Annotated in this window: 20 protein-coding genes; 12 read left to right on the top strand and 8 right to left on the bottom strand. The window is 52.0% G+C overall.

Annotated features, from left to right (window positions below; all coding sequences use genetic code 11):
* The 6 genes from PED39_02140 to PED39_02115 all read right to left on the bottom strand — a co-directional run bounded on the left by PED39_02140 (nt 1) and on the right by PED39_02115 (nt 6798).
* The gene (locus tag PED39_02140) at nt 1-294 is read right to left on the bottom strand and encodes an STAS domain-containing protein (protein WII08018.1); all 294 of its coding nucleotides are present in this window, start codon (nt 292-294) and stop codon (nt 1-3) included.
* Entirely contained in the window at nt 291-2480 is a 2190-nt protein-coding gene (locus PED39_02135; GenBank protein WII08017.1) for an ATP-binding cassette domain-containing protein, read from the bottom strand. The genes PED39_02140 and PED39_02135 overlap by 4 nt, the downstream gene beginning before the upstream one ends.
* A 12-nt stretch (nt 2481-2492) precedes the next feature.
* Nucleotides 2493-4670, bottom strand: coding sequence for a cysteine peptidase family C39 domain-containing protein (locus PED39_02130; protein ID WII08016.1), 2178 nt, complete (start codon nt 4668-4670; stop codon nt 2493-2495).
* A gap of 112 nt (nt 4671-4782) precedes the next feature.
* Nucleotides 4783-6177 (bottom strand): radical SAM protein, encoded by a 1395-nt coding sequence (locus PED39_02125; GenBank protein WII08015.1) that lies wholly within the window; start codon nt 6175-6177, stop codon nt 4783-4785.
* A gap of 41 nt (nt 6178-6218) precedes the next feature.
* Nucleotides 6219-6497, bottom strand: coding sequence for a hypothetical protein (locus PED39_02120; GenBank protein ID WII08014.1), 279 nt, complete (start codon nt 6495-6497; stop codon nt 6219-6221).
* Between the two features lie 22 nt (nt 6498-6519).
* Nucleotides 6520-6798 carry a hypothetical protein gene (locus PED39_02115; GenBank protein ID WII08013.1) on the bottom strand — a complete coding sequence of 93 codons (279 nt, stop codon included), beginning with the start codon at nt 6796-6798 and terminating at the stop codon, nt 6520-6522.
* A 237-nt stretch (nt 6799-7035) separates the two neighbouring features.
* On the opposite strand from PED39_02115, the gene PED39_02110 reads away from it, so the two are divergent.
* From PED39_02110 to PED39_02090, 5 genes are all read left to right on the top strand, one after another.
* Nucleotides 7036-7233, top strand: coding sequence for a hypothetical protein (locus tag PED39_02110; protein WII08012.1), 198 nt, complete (start codon nt 7036-7038; stop codon nt 7231-7233).
* Between the two features lie 4 nt (nt 7234-7237).
* Entirely contained in the window at nt 7238-7435 is a 198-nt protein-coding gene (locus PED39_02105) for a hypothetical protein (GenBank protein ID WII08011.1), read from the top strand.
* Nucleotides 7432-7665 (top strand): hypothetical protein, encoded by a 234-nt coding sequence (locus PED39_02100; protein ID WII08010.1) that lies wholly within the window; start codon nt 7432-7434, stop codon nt 7663-7665. The genes PED39_02105 and PED39_02100 overlap by 4 nt, the downstream gene beginning before the upstream one ends.
* A gap of 274 nt (nt 7666-7939) precedes the next feature.
* Nucleotides 7940-8284, top strand: coding sequence for a hypothetical protein (locus PED39_02095; GenBank protein ID WII08009.1), 345 nt, complete (start codon nt 7940-7942; stop codon nt 8282-8284).
* Nucleotides 8281-8655: a hypothetical protein gene (locus tag PED39_02090; GenBank protein ID WII08008.1), complete on the top strand. Its 375-nt coding sequence runs from the start codon at nt 8281-8283 to the stop codon at nt 8653-8655. The genes PED39_02095 and PED39_02090 overlap by 4 nt, the downstream gene beginning before the upstream one ends.
* A gap of 173 nt (nt 8656-8828) precedes the next feature.
* On the opposite strand, the gene PED39_02085 is transcribed toward PED39_02090, so the two are convergent.
* The gene (locus PED39_02085) at nt 8829-9890 is read right to left on the bottom strand and encodes a carcinine hydrolase/isopenicillin-N N-acyltransferase family protein (protein WII08007.1); all 1062 of its coding nucleotides are present in this window, start codon (nt 9888-9890) and stop codon (nt 8829-8831) included.
* A 62-nt stretch (nt 9891-9952) separates the two neighbouring features.
* On the opposite strand from PED39_02085, the gene PED39_02080 reads away from it, so the two are divergent.
* From PED39_02080 to PED39_02050, 7 genes are all read left to right on the top strand, one after another.
* Nucleotides 9953-10225: a tyrosine-type recombinase/integrase gene (locus PED39_02080; GenBank protein WII08006.1), complete on the top strand. Its 273-nt coding sequence runs from the start codon at nt 9953-9955 to the stop codon at nt 10223-10225.
* Between the two features lie 359 nt (nt 10226-10584).
* Nucleotides 10585-10908, top strand: coding sequence for a hypothetical protein (locus PED39_02075; protein WII08005.1), 324 nt, complete (start codon nt 10585-10587; stop codon nt 10906-10908).
* A 302-nt stretch (nt 10909-11210) separates the two neighbouring features.
* Nucleotides 11211-11579, top strand: coding sequence for a hypothetical protein (locus tag PED39_02070; protein ID WII08004.1), 369 nt, complete (start codon nt 11211-11213; stop codon nt 11577-11579).
* Nucleotides 11569-11922 (top strand): hypothetical protein, encoded by a 354-nt coding sequence (locus tag PED39_02065; GenBank protein WII08003.1) that lies wholly within the window; start codon nt 11569-11571, stop codon nt 11920-11922. The genes PED39_02070 and PED39_02065 overlap by 11 nt, the downstream gene beginning before the upstream one ends.
* A gap of 1 nt (nt 11923) precedes the next feature.
* The gene (locus tag PED39_02060; GenBank protein WII08002.1) at nt 11924-13318 is read left to right on the top strand and encodes a hypothetical protein; all 1395 of its coding nucleotides are present in this window, start codon (nt 11924-11926) and stop codon (nt 13316-13318) included.
* Between the two features lie 285 nt (nt 13319-13603).
* Nucleotides 13604-13861 (top strand): type II toxin-antitoxin system Phd/YefM family antitoxin, encoded by a 258-nt coding sequence (locus tag PED39_02055; protein WII08001.1) that lies wholly within the window; start codon nt 13604-13606, stop codon nt 13859-13861.
* Nucleotides 13842-14159 carry a type II toxin-antitoxin system RelE/ParE family toxin gene (locus PED39_02050; GenBank protein ID WII08000.1) on the top strand — a complete coding sequence of 106 codons (318 nt, stop codon included), beginning with the start codon at nt 13842-13844 and terminating at the stop codon, nt 14157-14159. The genes PED39_02055 and PED39_02050 overlap by 20 nt, the downstream gene beginning before the upstream one ends.
* A gap of 420 nt (nt 14160-14579) precedes the next feature.
* Here the strand turns inward: PED39_02050 and PED39_02045 are convergent, their stop codons facing one another.
* A complete protein-coding gene (locus PED39_02045; protein ID WII07999.1) occupies nt 14580-15254 on the bottom strand; it encodes a hypothetical protein in 675 nt (224 codons plus the stop codon).
* Between the last annotated feature and the right edge of the window lie 448 nt (nt 15255-15702).

The following is a 15702-nucleotide window of genomic DNA, read 5'->3' as shown; positions in this document are numbered from 1 at the left end:
TCAGAGCTTTTCGATCTTGAGAAGATTCTGGAAACCTACCATCTCTAGGATGGAATAGATGTCCTTGGGGACGTTGATCAGTGAAGTGTCATCGCATTGCTGCTTCAATCTGACGATTATCCTCAGTCCCGCCGATGATGTGTATTTGAGGTCCTTCAAATCCAGGACGATAGCCTCGTAGGTGCTGCTGGCCATTACGCTCTCTATCTCCTTCTCCGCTTCTTCCGAATTGGAGGAATTCAGTTCCCCTTCCAGGAAGAAGGTCAGGGTACCATTCTCTATGGTGTGCTTCATGCTCTCCCCTCGCTGTTCAATCTCTGTCTCTCGACCAGTTCGGCGAATCTGCCATTTCTGTCGATGAGGGTCTGATAGTCGCCCTCTTCGATGATCCTGCCGTCCTCGAGCATGATGATGCGGTCCGCATTCATAATCGTTGACAATCTATGAGCTATGACGATCCTCGAGCAATTGAGCTTCTGGATGGATTCAGTGACCTTTTTCTGCGTTTTGTTGTCCAAAGCGCTGGTCGCCTCGTCGAAGATCAGGATCTTCGGTTTGTGCACGACGGCCCTGGCGATCATTATCCTCTGCTTCTGTCCTCCGGAGATGCCGCCCTGTCCTTCTGATATGATGGTCCTCATGCCCATCGGCATCTCCCTGATGTCCTCGGCCAGATCCGCGATCTCCGCCGCCTCCCAGGCATCCTTCTCCTTCAGATCCGGAGCGGTGATGAGGATGTTGGACATGATATCGGCGTGGAAGAGGGTTCCGTTCTGGATGACCGAACCTATGTTCCTCCTCAAAGAGGTCAGGTCGATGTCCTTGATGTTGATGCCGTCGTAGAGAATCTCTCCGCTCTCAGGTTCCTCGAATCCGAGCAGCAGCCTCACCAATGTGGATTTGCCGCACCCGCTCTGTCCGACTATGGCAACGTACTCTCCCTCCTTGACGGTCAACGACATGTTATCCAGGATCAGCGGGCCGTCCTCCTCGTATCTGAACGAGACATCCTTCAGTTCAATGTTGCCGGACACCGATTCCAGCTTGATCTTGTCGCTGTTGTTCTCCGGCTCTGTGGTCATTATGGGTCTGGCCATCTCGAAGAGAGGCTGGGCGGAGAACACAGCTCCCAATATCTGACCTAGGTTGAGGAATGCGGCCGTGATGAGACCGTAGCTGGTGATGAAGGCCACGTAGTTACCGACCGGGATGCTGTTCTCTGCGGCTATCAGGTAAAGGACGATGCTTCCCACCAACGTGATGAGCAGAGAGATCGCAGCGTTCAGTTTGAGGATGAGCGGAGGGTTGTACGTCACCTTCGTGGCCCTGAGGTACGCCCTGGTCCATTTGGCGAACGCCCTCTTCTCGGAACCGGACAGCCTGATCTTCTGTATGCCGTTGATGATCTCGTAGGTCACTCCGTCCTCCTTGGAGGACAGCTCGAGCACCTTCCTGGTATGGCTCCTCTGGACATACGAGATGTAAACCGAGAATCCCAGCGATACCACCTCTATGATCACCACAGGGATGATCAGCACGGGTGCGAAGCTGAACAACTGGACGATATAGGCCAGCGACATCACGAACGACAGCAGCGCTATCGACATCTGGTTGACGATCAGGTTCGACAGCATCCCGACGCTGTTGAACCTGGCGGTGAGCTCTCCGGTGTTGTACTGCTTGAAGAACGACGTAGGAAGGCTCAGAGTGCGCATCATCGTCGCTTCCTGTACCGAACGGTCTATCCTTATGGCGACGCGGGAGTTGATGAAGGCCTTCGCCGCATTGATGATCAGCAGACCGGTCGCTGTGGCGATCAGATATATGGATACACTGATGAATTGGTCCATATCCTTCGAACCAACGACATCTCCCGTCATCAGCTTGATCAGGTAAGGCAGAAGGAGCCCGACCCCGGTTGCAATGATCGACAGGAGAATCACCAGGGCTATGTCCGTCGGACGGATGGCTTTGGATATGTAGCTGGCGTATTCCTTGAATGAGACCTTCGTCTTGGGAAGAGGCCTGTAGAAGCTGTACGCCTCCAACTCGAGCCTGTTGACGAGATTGGCATCGATGGTGGTCTTCTTTCCGGTCTCGTGGTTCACGTAGTAGTAGCTCTTCGTTCCCTTGGGGAAAATGACCACCGGGCTGTTCGAGACGATCGTGAAGATGAGCAGCGGGCATTCATCATCGCCGGCGTACGAGTCATCCAGCATTATCTTGCGGTACTGTACGTCGTACTGGCCGAGAGCGTAGTTGAGCTTGTCCGTGAAATCTGTAATGTTCGTCGGGATGTCCGTCATCTGGTGGTTGAAGTAGGAGAGGATCTGCGATATCGCGTAGTTCTCCCTGGCGGCCTTCTCGCTCAGATCGGTCGGATCAGCAGCCTCCATCCCGGCCAGTGACTTGAAGGATTCCTTGAGCAGGTCATCGTCTAGCTTCTTCCTTTCCTTCAACTGATCCTCGAACCAACCCATCTCCTCACCTCCTCATCCATTCGTTACCAGATCGTAGTAGCATCCCTTGACTGCCATGAGCTCGTCATGGGTGCCGCGTTCGATTATGTGTCCCTTGTCCAGAACCACGATGAGGTCAGCATCCCTGATCGTGGACAATCTGTGTGCTATGACGATGGTGGTAATGCCCCTTGCCTTGATGGCGTTGACGACCTCGTATTCGGTCTTGGCGTCCAAGGCACTCGTCGCCTCATCCAGTATTATCAGGCTGGGGTCGTTGGCGAGTGAGCGGGCGATCTCGATCCTCTGCCTCTCCCCTCCGGAGAAGTTCTTCCCGCCTTCCAACACGAGGGAGTTGTACCCTCCCTCCCTGCTCATGATAGTGCTGTGGATCTGAGCATCGTTGCAGGCCATGATGACCTCGTAGTCAGCTATCGATTCATCCCACATCTTGATGTTGTTGTTGATCGTGTCCTCGAACAGGGTTATCTCCTGATCCACGACGGCTATCGATGATGTGAATATCTCGTGGTCGATCTCGCTTATCCTCTGTCCGTTGAATATTATGTCCCCGCTCCATGGCGAATAAAGTCCGGAGATAAGTCTGGAGACCGTCGATTTACCGCTCCCCGTGGAACCGACTATCGCGACCTTCTGACCCTGCTGGACCTCCAAACTGAAGCCCTCTATGGTAGGCTTGTCCATTATTGAATAGCCGAAGGTCAGGTCCCTGACCACGAGGTCGCCTCTGATCTTGGAGGCGTGGTCAGTGGGTATCTCCCTGATGACGTTCTCATCCAGAGGGTTCTCCAGGACATCGTCCACCCTCTCCATCTTGGTGCGCATCTCCTGCAGTGTCTGCCCGCTGGACACGACGGTCATGGCAGGTGACATGAACAGGCTCATCAGACCCTGGAAGGTCACGATGGCACCGACTGTGAACTGGTCGTTCATGGTAAGGTATATTCCGAGGATCAGGACCGCATAGTTGGCCATCGTAGAGATGAATGAGGGCAGAAGGCCCAAGGTCGCATTGATCCTGGCCATCTTGAACTTCCCTTTGACCACATCGTCCTGCACTGCGGACCAGGATGCGAAATAAGAGGATTCGGAACCGTTCGATTTGATGGTCTCCACCATCTCGATGCCTTTGGAGGTCATCGCAGTCAGATTGGCAGCGTCACGTAATTGGACGCGCGAGACGTTCACCCTGATCTTGGAGATGTACTGTGAGATGAAGATGTTCAGGACGATCGCGGAAACCCCTACGAGCGTCAGAATCCAGCTTTGTTTGATCATGAAGAACAGATAGACGATGATCATGATGGCGCTGTACATCAGCGGGGCGAAGACGTTCACCATAGTCTCCGCTATAGTGGCGTTCTCCGACTGGCGTCTCTGCAGGTCCCCTACCATCCTCTGGGAGAAGAACTCTATCGGCAGCCTCAGGATGGTCCACATGTATGTCTTGGAACCGGCTATGTCGAGCTCGCCCCTGATCTTGTACTGGTAGAGGGATTGGATCATCTTCAATATAACTTGGAACAACCCGACTCCCGCTATGATCAGAATGAAAGGTAGAAGCCATCCCGGATCCTCGCCGCCCAGCACCTTATCGATGAATATCCTGTCCATCAGCGGATTGACCACGCCGGCCAGGTTGATGAGGATCGCCGTGATCGAGAAGAATGCGACTATCTTCATGTTCCCCTTGAGCCTCTTCTTGGCGAAATCGATGACCGATTTCCTCTCTCCGCTGGGAACGAAATCCTCACCTGGTTCCAATTCGAGGTAGATCCCGGTGTACATCTCGTCGAAGGTCTTCAGGTCGACCTTGACCAGTCCTTTCGCGGGGTCGTTGATTATGGCCTTGTTCCCTTTGAAACCGTTGAGCACGACGAAGTGACCGCCGCTCCAGTGTATGATCGCAGGGAATTTGCCCTTCTCTTTCAGCTTCTCGATGCCGCAAGCGAACCCCTTGGTCTTGAATCCATACTTCTGGGCGGCCTTGAGGATGTTCTTGGCGTTGCTCCCGTTGCGTGAGACGCCGCAATCGACCCTCAGCTGCTCCAGCGGGACCCATTTGCCGTAATAGGCCATGACCATAGCTAAGGATGCAGCTCCGCACTCGAGTGTCTCGAGTTGCATGATGAGCGGAGTGCTCGCTACCCCGGAAGTTTTGGGCTTCCTCACCTTCTTAGCTTTAGCCACCAAAAATGAACACCTGTTCTTAAAATGGCGAAGAAAATGAAACTATGTAAAATCGACGTACTGACCGCTGTTTTGCTACGATCATTCTAAAGAAAAGTCGATTATGGGCCCCTCAGATGTCCAGGGGGTTGATCAGTTGCCATTCCTTGAGCGAATCTGTGATCCTCTCATACCAACCGTTCTCGAAGAAGATGCATTTGCTGATGTCCTCGTGATAGAAGTCGCTGTCAGGCGAATACAGCAGACCCAATGCCGGACAGCCTCCGGTGCAGGCCTTGTAGTACTTGCAGTCTGCACATTTGTCGTTCTTCATTATCTGGACCAGAAGAGGCGCTACGGCCACGTCGAGATAGGGGCTGTTCCTGATGAGGTCCTTGAGAGGAGTCACTAACAGATTCCCCAGGCTGATCCCCTTGTCCATGAGATAGCCGGACATCTGCAGGCACGGAACGACATCCCCGGTGCTGGTCACGGCGATCATGCCGCGGTTGCTCTTGCACATGGGGATGCGGATGTTGAACCTATCCTTGCTGCACGATACGGGGACGAGTTCGTAGTTCTTGAACCTGGGGACCATCCTGATGAGCTGCCAGACCTCCACGTTCATCTTCAGACCCGAAGCCATGTACTCCTTGGAGAACTCCGTCATGCGCTCATAGTACTCCTCTATCGTGAGACTCGAGTGCGGGGAGGACTTCTCCCATCTGGGCGCTTCGGTGGTCCTGATGATCCTCATGTTCTCCACCCCGAGCCCGTCGAGCAACCTTGCCGTATCCATCATGACATCGACATTCTTGCGGTTCACCTGGACCTGGGCCATGACCCTGAAGCCGTTACTTATGCAGAGCTCTATGGCCTTGATCGCCAGCTCCTCCGCCTTCGGATTCTGTCTGATCCAATTGTGATGGCCGATGCCGTCGAACGATATCTTGATCACCGGTCTGCATCCGATCTCTTTGAAAGCATCCAGCATGCTCTGGTCTATCAGCACCCCGTTGGTGTTGAGCTCGAAGATATGCATGTTCCTCTCGTAGATCGCCCTGACGATGTCCAGGAACCTGCGGTGCATCATAGGCTCTCCTCCGGTCACGGTGAACGCATGGACGCCGATGTCCCTGGCTTGGTCCAGGATGTCCATTATCTGCTCGTAGGAGAGCTCGCTGTTGAGCGGTGCGTTGTCCATCGCATTGAAGCAATGGAGGCAGTTCATGTTGCACCGCCCGGTGATCATCAGATTCATCCTCGGGAAATAGAGGTTATCGTATTCCTTCAGAGCTGACCACTCGCTCGGGCCGTCGCCTTCGCTGCATACTTCGATGAATCCCTTGTCGATAAGTCTGTTCACAAGAGGATCCGTTCCGATATCATGTTCGCCGTCGCACTTCAGGAGCAGTCCGAACTCGTCTTTGGAGACTCTCAAGGCCAGATCGGTGCCTTTCTTGTACACGGCACCGTCTAAGTATTTCCATTTCCTCAGCGCGATGTTCTCTTTCAGACGGTAGAACATGGTTTCACATGGGATCTTTTGTTCGGATCCGTTCGGTATTTTCAAGAATATTGCAGGAGGCCGTTGTACTTGGTACCGCAGCCTTTGCACTCATAGTAACCGATACCGTCGTTCATGGTCTCGATGTATTCGGTGCATCCGCATTTGGGACAGACAGGGAGGACTCTTGTGTCACAGCTGCCGGTAACGGCCGCCATCTGTTCATCGGTGAGCTCTACGCCTTCCGCCTTGGCCAATGCCAACAACTCCTCCGTGGATTCACATTTCTTGGCCAGTTCGAGCTGTTCCTCGGTCAGACCTTTCAGCAATTCCGATTTCATTTAGAATCACCTGACAGAATCATCATTTGTATTGGAGCATGCCGTTGTACTTGGTACCGCAGCCCTGACATTCGTAGTATCCTACGCCACCGCTCATGGTCTCAGTGAACTCGGTACATCCGCAATTGGGACAGACAGGATTGACTTCCGTACCACAGCCGCCGGTCACTGCGCCCAACTGCTCTTCCGAGAGCTCCACGCCCTCTCTTTTGGCAATGGACAGCAGCTCTTCCATACTCCTGCAGTCCTTGATCATCTCTTTCTGTTCCTCGGTCAGACCTTTCAATAGCTCTTCCCTCACGGTTATCCCCCGCTATAATTATGCATGCAGTTATTGGGATTATATCAAACTGTTGTTTTGAAGTACGGAAAACGTGTTTTTGTGTTAATTCTCGACTGCACCATCAGAACGGCATTGTTTTAGTCTAATGGTGGACGCGTGAGTCTCGGCTTAACAACCCCCTTGGACAAGTTTTTTTTGTAAAATTCTGACCCCACAACTACCTTCTTTATTTAAGTCGAATGATATCGTATCATCATGAGTAAGTCAGGCGATGCATTCATGAAGCTTGATAAGACCCTTTACGAGGGCGAGTTCGTCGGCATGTGTGAAGGTGTTATCGTAGCGCACTCCAGGTCGTTCGACGAGGTCTATGATGAAACCGTCAAAGCTTGCGGCAACAAATATGTTCCTTTTGTGACTCAGGTTCTACCTGCGGAATGCATGCTTTTGTGATAGCATGACGATGAACTTCAGATACCTGGATTCATCCAGCCCTAATGGGACTATCAGTAAGCGTCCATACGTCCTCGTCAGATTCTTTCACAACGACAAGGAATTGGAGCAGTATGCTCTGATCGATAGCGGTGCTGACATGAGCGCTATGGATTACAGGTACGCCACGAAATTAGGGCTTGACCTAACAGGAAAAAGGTGAAGACATTCGGCGTATCTGGTCCGGTCGAGTCCGTCGTCACCAGGATTCATGTGGAGATCTCCAAGGGTCATGAGCATTACGTTTATGAGATCCCCCTCCGTGTGCTTTTCTCAGAAACGGAATTCTTCGCCCCTACGCTCTTGGGCAGACAGGGTTTCTTTGATAAATTCGTCATTACCATTGACGAATCCGAGCAGAAGATCAAGCTGAAGCACAATGGTCAGGAATGAGTTAACCGTTGTAAGGTCGTCTCTTATTTTGTGTCCATGAGAGTAAGTCATATGACATGAAAAAGTGGTGGGCCCTACCGAAACCAAATCTCACTGAGCCAGATCACAGAAAAATATTCTATAAAGAGTCGAATTTCTGGCGATAAAAATGCCGTGGGGAACACAGAGGGAAGAATTCCTTGTAGCGTGGGTCCGGTTTTAAGCGCTCGATCTGAGAACAACGACGGCCGTACAGCCGTTCCCTCAACATTGCACTCAGAGCGAGGTAATCAATATGAAAGCGAAAGCTAGGTATGGGCCCTACAAGGCCGGGAGCAGCAGGAAGAACAAGAGGACCAAGGTCAGGAATCTTGTGTCCTTCGAGAAGGGGAACATCAGGATATTTCTCAGACAGATAACGCCATTCGACGAGGTTTCTGAGGAGTACGTCCAGCCCTTCCTAAGGTTGGTCTCTTTGGTTGACGGCAAGTATGCGAGGATTCCTTTAGACAAGGAGATTCTGATCGAGTTGGGAGGATTCCTTCAATCGATCGGTTCCGGACTGTCGATGAAGGAGGATTCAGGATTGGAGTACTCAGCCCCTTTGAAACCGGAAGCTATCCAGGAGGCGAGCGAATGAGCTCAGAGGAGGAATTCATCCAGGAAGCTCAAGAGAAGCTTGGGGTCCCACAGCCGGTATCGAAACCTCCCATGAGGCTGCCGTTGAACAAGTTTCATTACGGCCGCCTCTTCGCCAATTTCACATTGGTGGCAGACTATGACATCAAGAATCAGGAGTACAACCCTCCGGAGCCCAGACTGAACACATCTATGGGGGAGAAGCGCATTTGGCTTCCCACAGATCCGGAGGTCATCAGGCTTTTGGGCGAGTACTTCATCACAGTCGGAAAGACGATGGAGGATCTCAAGTTCCCTACCAAGGAAGTCTATATCGAGGAGATCAGGAGGATCCTGATGTCATGCGGGTGTGTGGTGAAGGATGGGAATTAAGAGATGCTGCCTGACTTGCGCATACTTCCCAGGATTCAACGAGGACGGATTCTACATGCGGTTCATAGTCGCGGATTCTCTCCAAGGGTCCCAAGGCGATCAATGACGATCTTCTTGGTCCCCTTCGAAAGACAGTACTTGTCGGGACCCTCTTCGGGATGAACTCCATAGGCTCAGGCCGCTGCGAGCTCTAGTCTGATAGGATGATCATAGTCCATCGTCTGGCCGGTGCGGAGGTAGAGGGTGGCCGTCAGGTCCTCGGTGTCGTAGACGATCGACCATCTGGTGTAATGGGAAAGGTCGGAGCTATCCTGCTTGACAGATACCAGCACGTCCTTGACCCGGTCCTCGTCCATGACGTCCGATGCGTCCAGGGCATCCCTTATGATATCGTACCTTTGTTGGCTGCTCTCGGATATGGGAACTCCAGTGCCGGGGTAGATGTAATGGTTAGTCATCAGTTCGGTGGGTGTCGCCTTGATCCTCCCGTCGATGACCTCGATCGCCCTGGAATCGCCAGATGTGTCGGTGACTAACAGATGGTAGCATCCCTCGGCCCTCAGGCTGTAATCCTGCAGGAGATCCACGGCCTTCTCGGCGGAGTCCGCATGGTCGAGTATGATCCTCAGGGCGCAGGTCGTGAAGATTGGCGTCTTACCCGACATGTCCATCTCACTGACGTTGTGCACCATGTTGACGCAAACGAAGACGCCCTTCTCGTTGACACCGTCCAGAGGGATGTACGGGGCCGCGTTCAGCCTGACATCGGCGGGCAGCTTGCGATAGTCCTCGTCGGTGTCCACGAACATCCTCATGTCGACGAGGCTCATGGACCGGTAGCAGCCGTCCGCATGGGTGTAGACCACCGCGGGCATGCTGTATCTGTAATCGAAGTTCCTGCCCACGAGGTATCCGGAGCCGTCGGCATCGGTCGCCTCGAAGACGGAACAGTTCCCGGGGATGACGCCGTTGATGTACCGCCCGCACGTCACGTTGTCCTTGAGATATTCGTAGAAGTCCGTCAGATCCAGATCGGACGAGCCGTGCCTGAGGTAGTCCTCGAATCCGTAATCCCCTGTCATGTCTATGTAGGCCAGTTTGCCATCGGCATCCACCTTCACTTCGAAGATGACGGTCTGGTCGTCGTCCGGTACAGCGGTGGACAATACCAGCGCAACGACCGCCAAGGCGATCAGGATGGCAAGGGCTATGATGCCCCTCGTTCTTGTGCTCATGGGCACGGTATGGGCTTCAGCATAGAAATTAATACCCTTCCCTGGCGCTGTTCCCTCCTCTGATGGTCAAGTCGGGATTCGTCACGATGGAGACCATCAACAAGAGGAAGAGGAGCGTCGAGAAGATCATCGGCGAGAGGCTCGCTCTCAAGGACGCCCGCCGCGCCTACGGGCAGAGGATGTTCGACCGCGGGGTACCCATCGAGAGCGTATCCTATGCAATGGGGCACGACTCGATCAAGACCACGCAGAAGTACTACGCGAACTACCGCGAGGAATCCATCCTAGACAACATCTATGACGTCATGAGGGGCAGGTCTGAGAGCATGCCCTGATCCATAGTAGTGCGGGCACACCGGCCGGGCGACAACTGTTGTTGGGCTCAGATTCCAGAAATCGAGCCCGCAACAGTCCAACTCGGCCGAAAACCGTCACTTTCCATCCGAAAAAACACGGACAGCATCTTAGTTGAGCCCATTTTAAATTATGTCATTGACATAAAAAAAAAGGTGGGCCCTACCGAGTCCACTTCGACAATAGCCAGATCTTCGTAATTTTTTCTATGAGGGGGCCAATTTCTGGCGATACAATTGTTGTGGGGAACAGCTCAGATGCTACTCTAAACAGTTGTGGGCCCGAATTGTCTTGGCTTCCATCCGTACGACCTCTACCTCAAGCAAAACGGGGGGATGCGATGGATACAACAACAGTTGATAATCAGAGATCCGACAAGGCAAGGAACACAAAGAGGAACAGGAAGACCAAGGTCAGGAACATAGCTGCCTTCGACAAGGGGAATATCAGGATGTTCCTCAGGTCAGTGGTCCCCTACAACAAGGAGACGGGATGCTACGAGGAGCCTCTCTTAAGACTGGTGACCCTCGTCGATGGGAAGTACGTCAGAGTGCCTCTCGACCCCGGTCTCCTTAAGGAATGGGGAGCCTTCGTCCAGAAGGTCGGTACCGATTTCGAATCCGAATGTCAGGATAGGATAGCTGATACAATGACTAAGGTCTGAATCGAGATAGAGTCGATAGAGGTATCAAGGAATTAACAGAGAATCAAGCAAGCGCTGTTGCCTAAGATCAATATCATCCAGGACAACACGGCGTACCGTGGGGGAACACATAGAATAACAACACCACGACCCCACGAGTGAAAGAGGCGCCGCGATCCATCAATTCTACACAATGCAAAGGCAGCAGGGCATGAGAAAGAAGGGCAGCGGCCGACAGGCCGTAGAGGACGCTCCGTCACCGGGTTTCCCGCATCCAGGATGCGCCCAAGGTGAATAACGCCGAAAGGCAGGACAGTGATTACGTGGTTAACGATACAATCATAAAGGAAGCGCAGGAGGCGCTCGGAGCACCTCAACCGGTATCCAGGCCTCCGTTGAGAATACCTGTAACCAAGTTCAGGCACGGGAACATCTTCGTGGGACTGAACATGATTATGGATTACGACAAGAAGAAGCAGGACTACAAGGTGCCGAAGCCTAAGATGACCTTCATCGTAGGCGACATGCACCCGTACCTTCCTGTGGATGCACAGCTGTTCAAGGACCTCGGAAGATCGTTCATCGAGCTCGGAGAATCCATCGAGGATATGGAATTCCCCAAGGAGGAGATGGACATAGAGGAGATCAGAGAGAAGATGAGAGCGCTGGGGTGCAAGTTGAATGATTCTTAAGAAGAAGTGCTGCCTAACCTGCGCTTGCTATCTATGTCCGGACAGCAAAGGCAAGCTCTGCGGACCCTGCGGGGATTACACCCCTCTGGTCTTCGACAACGGTAACATCGAACATCGCGACAGCGTGATCATCGAACTCTACGGCCTGGATGCCCTCAGGGACCTTTACGACGAAGACGAGTTCGAAGAGTACTATGGATTACTGGTCGAAGAGAAGGAGACGGCCTTGGGACTCGACCGTCAGGGTCGTCTCGACGACTCGGACAGGAAGCAATTCGAGGAGGTGTTCGGTCCCACCGACTGGCCAAGCAAACGTCTTGCCGATTTCGGGAAGGAGCCCTGACATGGATCTCCAGGAACTGTTGGATCTGGGATACACCGAGGAGATGGATTCGGCCGAGCTGGAGCTGAGGATCGCAGAGAGGAACGAGCATCCCGTCATACAGTATGTGAAGATGTTCCCGTTCGAGGATGCATACTACAATCCGGATGATGTCCCCATCTGCGATATCCCCGAACCGCTGACATGGGTGGCTCCCGGTCACGACCTCCAGCGTCCCAAAAGGCTACGCTGCGGTCCGGTGAGGATCAAGGGATCCACGGGAGAGAAGGGCCGTCTCTTCGTCTCCTGCTCAAACTCCAGATTCCATTATCTCAGAGGGAAGAACAACCATTGCTGGTCTCCTAAATGCCCCGTATGCCTGAACGATTCCTGTCTTAGAACGGGAACACGCATCGAGATGAGATACGTGGAATACCGTCTGCTGTGCGAGAAGCAGGGCATCGAATCCGGGAACGTGGGGCATTGGATAATCTCCCCTCCCCAGGACCAAATGAGATGGATCATGCAATCTCATGTGTGGTTCAACAGGTTCAGGAGGAGGCTCCAGCAGGATCTCTGCAAAGTGGGATGTCTGGGAGGTAGACTCGTCTTCCATCCCTGGAGGATGAAGGACTGTACCTGGGAGAACGGCCCCCATTTCCATGGAGTGCTCATAGGATTCCTGGACACGAAGGCGTTCCTGGATACCCATCCCGGATGGGTGATCAAGAAGGTGCATTCCAAGGATGAGCTGCAATCCATACGGCTCACCTTCGCCTATCTTACCACACACGAAGGCATCGGGCTGTACGAGAGGAATCCCACGAGTGACGATTACACTTCGAAGATCCTGAACTACTATCTCCCTGGCCTGAACTCCAACGACGATACTGGACAGAATGGATCGAAGAAGAGGATGTTCAGGTACACCGAGGAGGATCAGGCCAACGAGGTACTCGGCAAGGGCAGGATGGTAGGGGAGATAGGTAACTTCGACTGGTTGGGATATGCCATGGAACCGCAGTTCTCGCAGATCAGTGACAATTACTTCGGAGTGTTGGCGAACAACATGATCAAGACCGTCGACAGGGAATCCTACAGGGTCACTAGGACCTGCACGCAATGCGGAGGTACACTGAACGTCTACTCGGGCATATGCGACCAATGCGGCGAAGCTGCATCTCACATCTTCGAGAACAAGGTCAGGGCATTCGCACGCGATGCCCCTTACGTGAAGGAGGTCCTTCCGGACCTGAAGGACAGTCTCCGCCTCGATGGATCCACGATGGGGGATCTGACGCCGGATGTGGCCATGATAGTATCCGACAGGGAGGTCATGGATAACATAGCATCCTCCAGGCCCAAGGATCCGATGGCGGAGTATCAGCGCCATGCCGCTGCAAGGAAGATAGCCTGACATTCCACGGCCCTCGGAGGCTTCTCCGACAAACCCTTTCCAAACGGTTTGCAAACATCTTATGTCGCCCGACGGACGCGTGAGCGTACGTCGCGCACCCGGAGTGACCCTCAGGAAGCGGAGGGTGCGGGCGACAGGGGCCGTGGCGGCGTGGCGCGTCGGGCCGTGGACCGGCGCCCGCCGACCGGCCTTTCCCGATGTATGCAACAGATTCCAGATTCAACTCATTTTATACACCATAATGACATAATTATGTCTAAATATTCAAACGATATATAAGTGATCATGACTGCCATAGTCCCAATCACAGAACTCAGGAACACCTCCAAGATCCTCGAGATGTCGGAAAAAGAGCCTGTGTTGATCACCAAGAACGGCTTCGGTTCAAGAGTACTGATGAATATAGAGACCTACGACAGGATAAAGGAGATCCTTTTGGACATCGAGCTGGCGGAAGCGTTCAGACGTTCCGAGGAGGAAGGAGGCAACGTGGATGCTTTCGAATTCCTGAAGGAGCTCAGGGATGACCCAATTTTCCATTGAACTATCCCCTGACGCAAAGCAGCAGGTGGATTCCATCGCCAGGTACATCGCTATCGAACTCGGGAACGTATCAGCGGCCCTGTCGTTCCTGGACGATGTGGAAGCATCCATGGAAAATATCAGGGACAATCCGTATTCCCACATGGTCAGACCCAATTCCGCAAGGATCGACGGTTATCCTAAAAGACAGTTCCAATTCCGTAAGAACTTCATCATGTTCTATGTGATCCTAGAGGATCGCAACCTCATCAGGATACTGAAGGTCGCATACTCATGGATGGATCTGAGCAAAGACTGAACGCTGTATCCTGCCATATATGTACCATGCTGAAAGATGGTACATAAAAATTGAACTAATTAGTACATAAGGGAAGGGAGGTACCATGCTGATAATGTTAATAAAACTGGTTTAATTGACCCAACTATGACTAACTTAACTGATACAATAGAGGATTTCAAAATAGATGTTGAAAAATCATTCTGGGCAAGTTTCATCTTTATTCTTTTTGCATTTGCGTTCCAATTTGTATCGGATGGATTAATTTCAACAATTCTGATGGGAATATCTTCTATACTAACTATCATCGATCTTATTGTATTCCTATTAACAAAGGAACCTTTGCCTTTAATTGCATCAATTGTGGGAACCGTATCGGCTGTTATCTTCCTCTATAATTGTGGCATTTCTGTTTAAATTAGGGGCTTATGCCCCAGTTTATCATTCAGAGAATCCGTGTTCTTCAAGCCACTCTTGGATGCTGTCGAATCCCGGATAGATTTGGACAGTTTCCAGAACTGCCTGCTTCCTATCCTCGTTGTTCTTTCTGAAGTCGCTGTCCACATGGGCGATCTGACGGAGGATGACGAAATCCAGGACGTTATCCGGAGTATCCTCCGAATCCAATCCCGCATTGACTGTGATGACCTTCATCAGCATCGATGACCAGGCACTCTGTTCATTCGATGTCCTCTTCGACCAGAATAATCTGATCTTTCCCAGATCCTCCGAGATAAGCTTCCTGTCCTTCAGCCTGTTCAGTGAATCCTCGATGCTCTTGTGCTCTCCTTCATCCGAGCCGATCCTCATATCCCTTGCGATGTACACAGGCTGATTGATCTCGACGAACTCGTCCGAGGTCAGCCATTCCACCGTCTCTTCGGAGTATTCGTGCTCGATCCCTTTGATCTTCGAAAAGATCGTCACTGCGATGTCCTCAATGACCTCCAGCGGAGCCTCTCTGAGGAAATCGCTCACGGTGAACTCAGCCCACTTGTAGGTCCTCATCCATTTGATTTTGAGGTCGCGGAATGCCGCGAACTCTGCTTTTGTTTCAATTCCGAAATCGTTTCCGACCTTCTGGAAGGTCATATTCAGTTCTTCCGATGTTACCATCTTCTTCAACTCCTTTTTTTCTTAGGGGTTACCTGAACCCCGGAACGGAGCTGAGAGCGAGGGGATTATGCGGACTGCGGTGAACAGAAGAGAATCGTTCAAGAAGAGAAAGATGAACCGCAGGACACAATATTGCCCCTCGCGATGAGTGCAGGGGTGAAGGTACCCCGAAGATTATTCACTGTGTAAACCCCACCATTTGTTATCCGTTTCAGTGAAAAATGAAACAGGACATAAATTCAATCGCGACTAGGCGATGAACATTACTCGATTTCATTCCAAGTCTCAAATTTATTATTCGTTAATTTGGAAAAAGGCTGATAGGTTAATTTGATAGATTATTATTCTTGCATGTTCTCCACGAAATAATGACCAATGTCCTTAGTAGAATTAAACAGATCCCGAGCCACGCGGTGGTCTTATCAATCCTAAGGAGTTAGAAACTATC

It is taken from the genome of Methanomassiliicoccales archaeon LGM-RCC1, assembly GCA_030168575.1.
GTDB lineage: Archaea > Thermoplasmatota > Thermoplasmata > Methanomassiliicoccales > Methanomethylophilaceae > Methanoprimaticola.
The sequence above is the reverse complement of the archived record's forward strand: the minus strand, read 5'-3'. Positions and strand labels throughout refer to the sequence as shown.

Excerpts from the sequence above, each read along its gene's own strand:
- PED39_02140 (WII08018.1), bottom strand. The coding sequence starts at position 294 with ATGAAGCACACCATAGAGAATGGTACCCTGACCTTCTTCCTGGAAGGG.
- PED39_02135 (WII08017.1), bottom strand. The coding sequence starts at position 2,480 with ATGGGTTGGTTCGAGGATCAGTTGAAGGAAAGGAAGAAGCTAGACGAT.
- PED39_02125 (WII08015.1), bottom strand. The coding sequence starts at position 6,177 with ATGTTCTACCGTCTGAAAGAGAACATCGCGCTGAGGAAATGGAAATAC.
- PED39_02120 (WII08014.1), bottom strand. The coding sequence starts at position 6,497 with ATGAAATCGGAATTGCTGAAAGGTCTGACCGAGGAACAGCTCGAACTG.
- PED39_02110 (WII08012.1), top strand. The coding sequence starts at position 7,036 with ATGAGTAAGTCAGGCGATGCATTCATGAAGCTTGATAAGACCCTTTAC.
- PED39_02105 (WII08011.1), top strand. The coding sequence starts at position 7,238 with ATGACGATGAACTTCAGATACCTGGATTCATCCAGCCCTAATGGGACT.
- PED39_02095 (WII08009.1), top strand. The coding sequence starts at position 7,940 with ATGAAAGCGAAAGCTAGGTATGGGCCCTACAAGGCCGGGAGCAGCAGG.
- PED39_02090 (WII08008.1), top strand. The coding sequence starts at position 8,281 with ATGAGCTCAGAGGAGGAATTCATCCAGGAAGCTCAAGAGAAGCTTGGG.
- PED39_02085 (WII08007.1), bottom strand. The coding sequence starts at position 9,890 with ATGAGCACAAGAACGAGGGGCATCATAGCCCTTGCCATCCTGATCGCC.
- PED39_02080 (WII08006.1), top strand. The coding sequence starts at position 9,953 with ATGGTCAAGTCGGGATTCGTCACGATGGAGACCATCAACAAGAGGAAG.
- PED39_02075 (WII08005.1), top strand. The coding sequence starts at position 10,585 with ATGGATACAACAACAGTTGATAATCAGAGATCCGACAAGGCAAGGAAC.
- PED39_02065 (WII08003.1), top strand. The coding sequence starts at position 11,569 with ATGATTCTTAAGAAGAAGTGCTGCCTAACCTGCGCTTGCTATCTATGT.
- PED39_02060 (WII08002.1), top strand. The coding sequence starts at position 11,924 with ATGGATCTCCAGGAACTGTTGGATCTGGGATACACCGAGGAGATGGAT.
- PED39_02055 (WII08001.1), top strand. The coding sequence starts at position 13,604 with ATGACTGCCATAGTCCCAATCACAGAACTCAGGAACACCTCCAAGATC.
- PED39_02050 (WII08000.1), top strand. The coding sequence starts at position 13,842 with ATGACCCAATTTTCCATTGAACTATCCCCTGACGCAAAGCAGCAGGTG.
- PED39_02045 (WII07999.1), bottom strand. The coding sequence starts at position 15,254 with ATGGTAACATCGGAAGAACTGAATATGACCTTCCAGAAGGTCGGAAAC.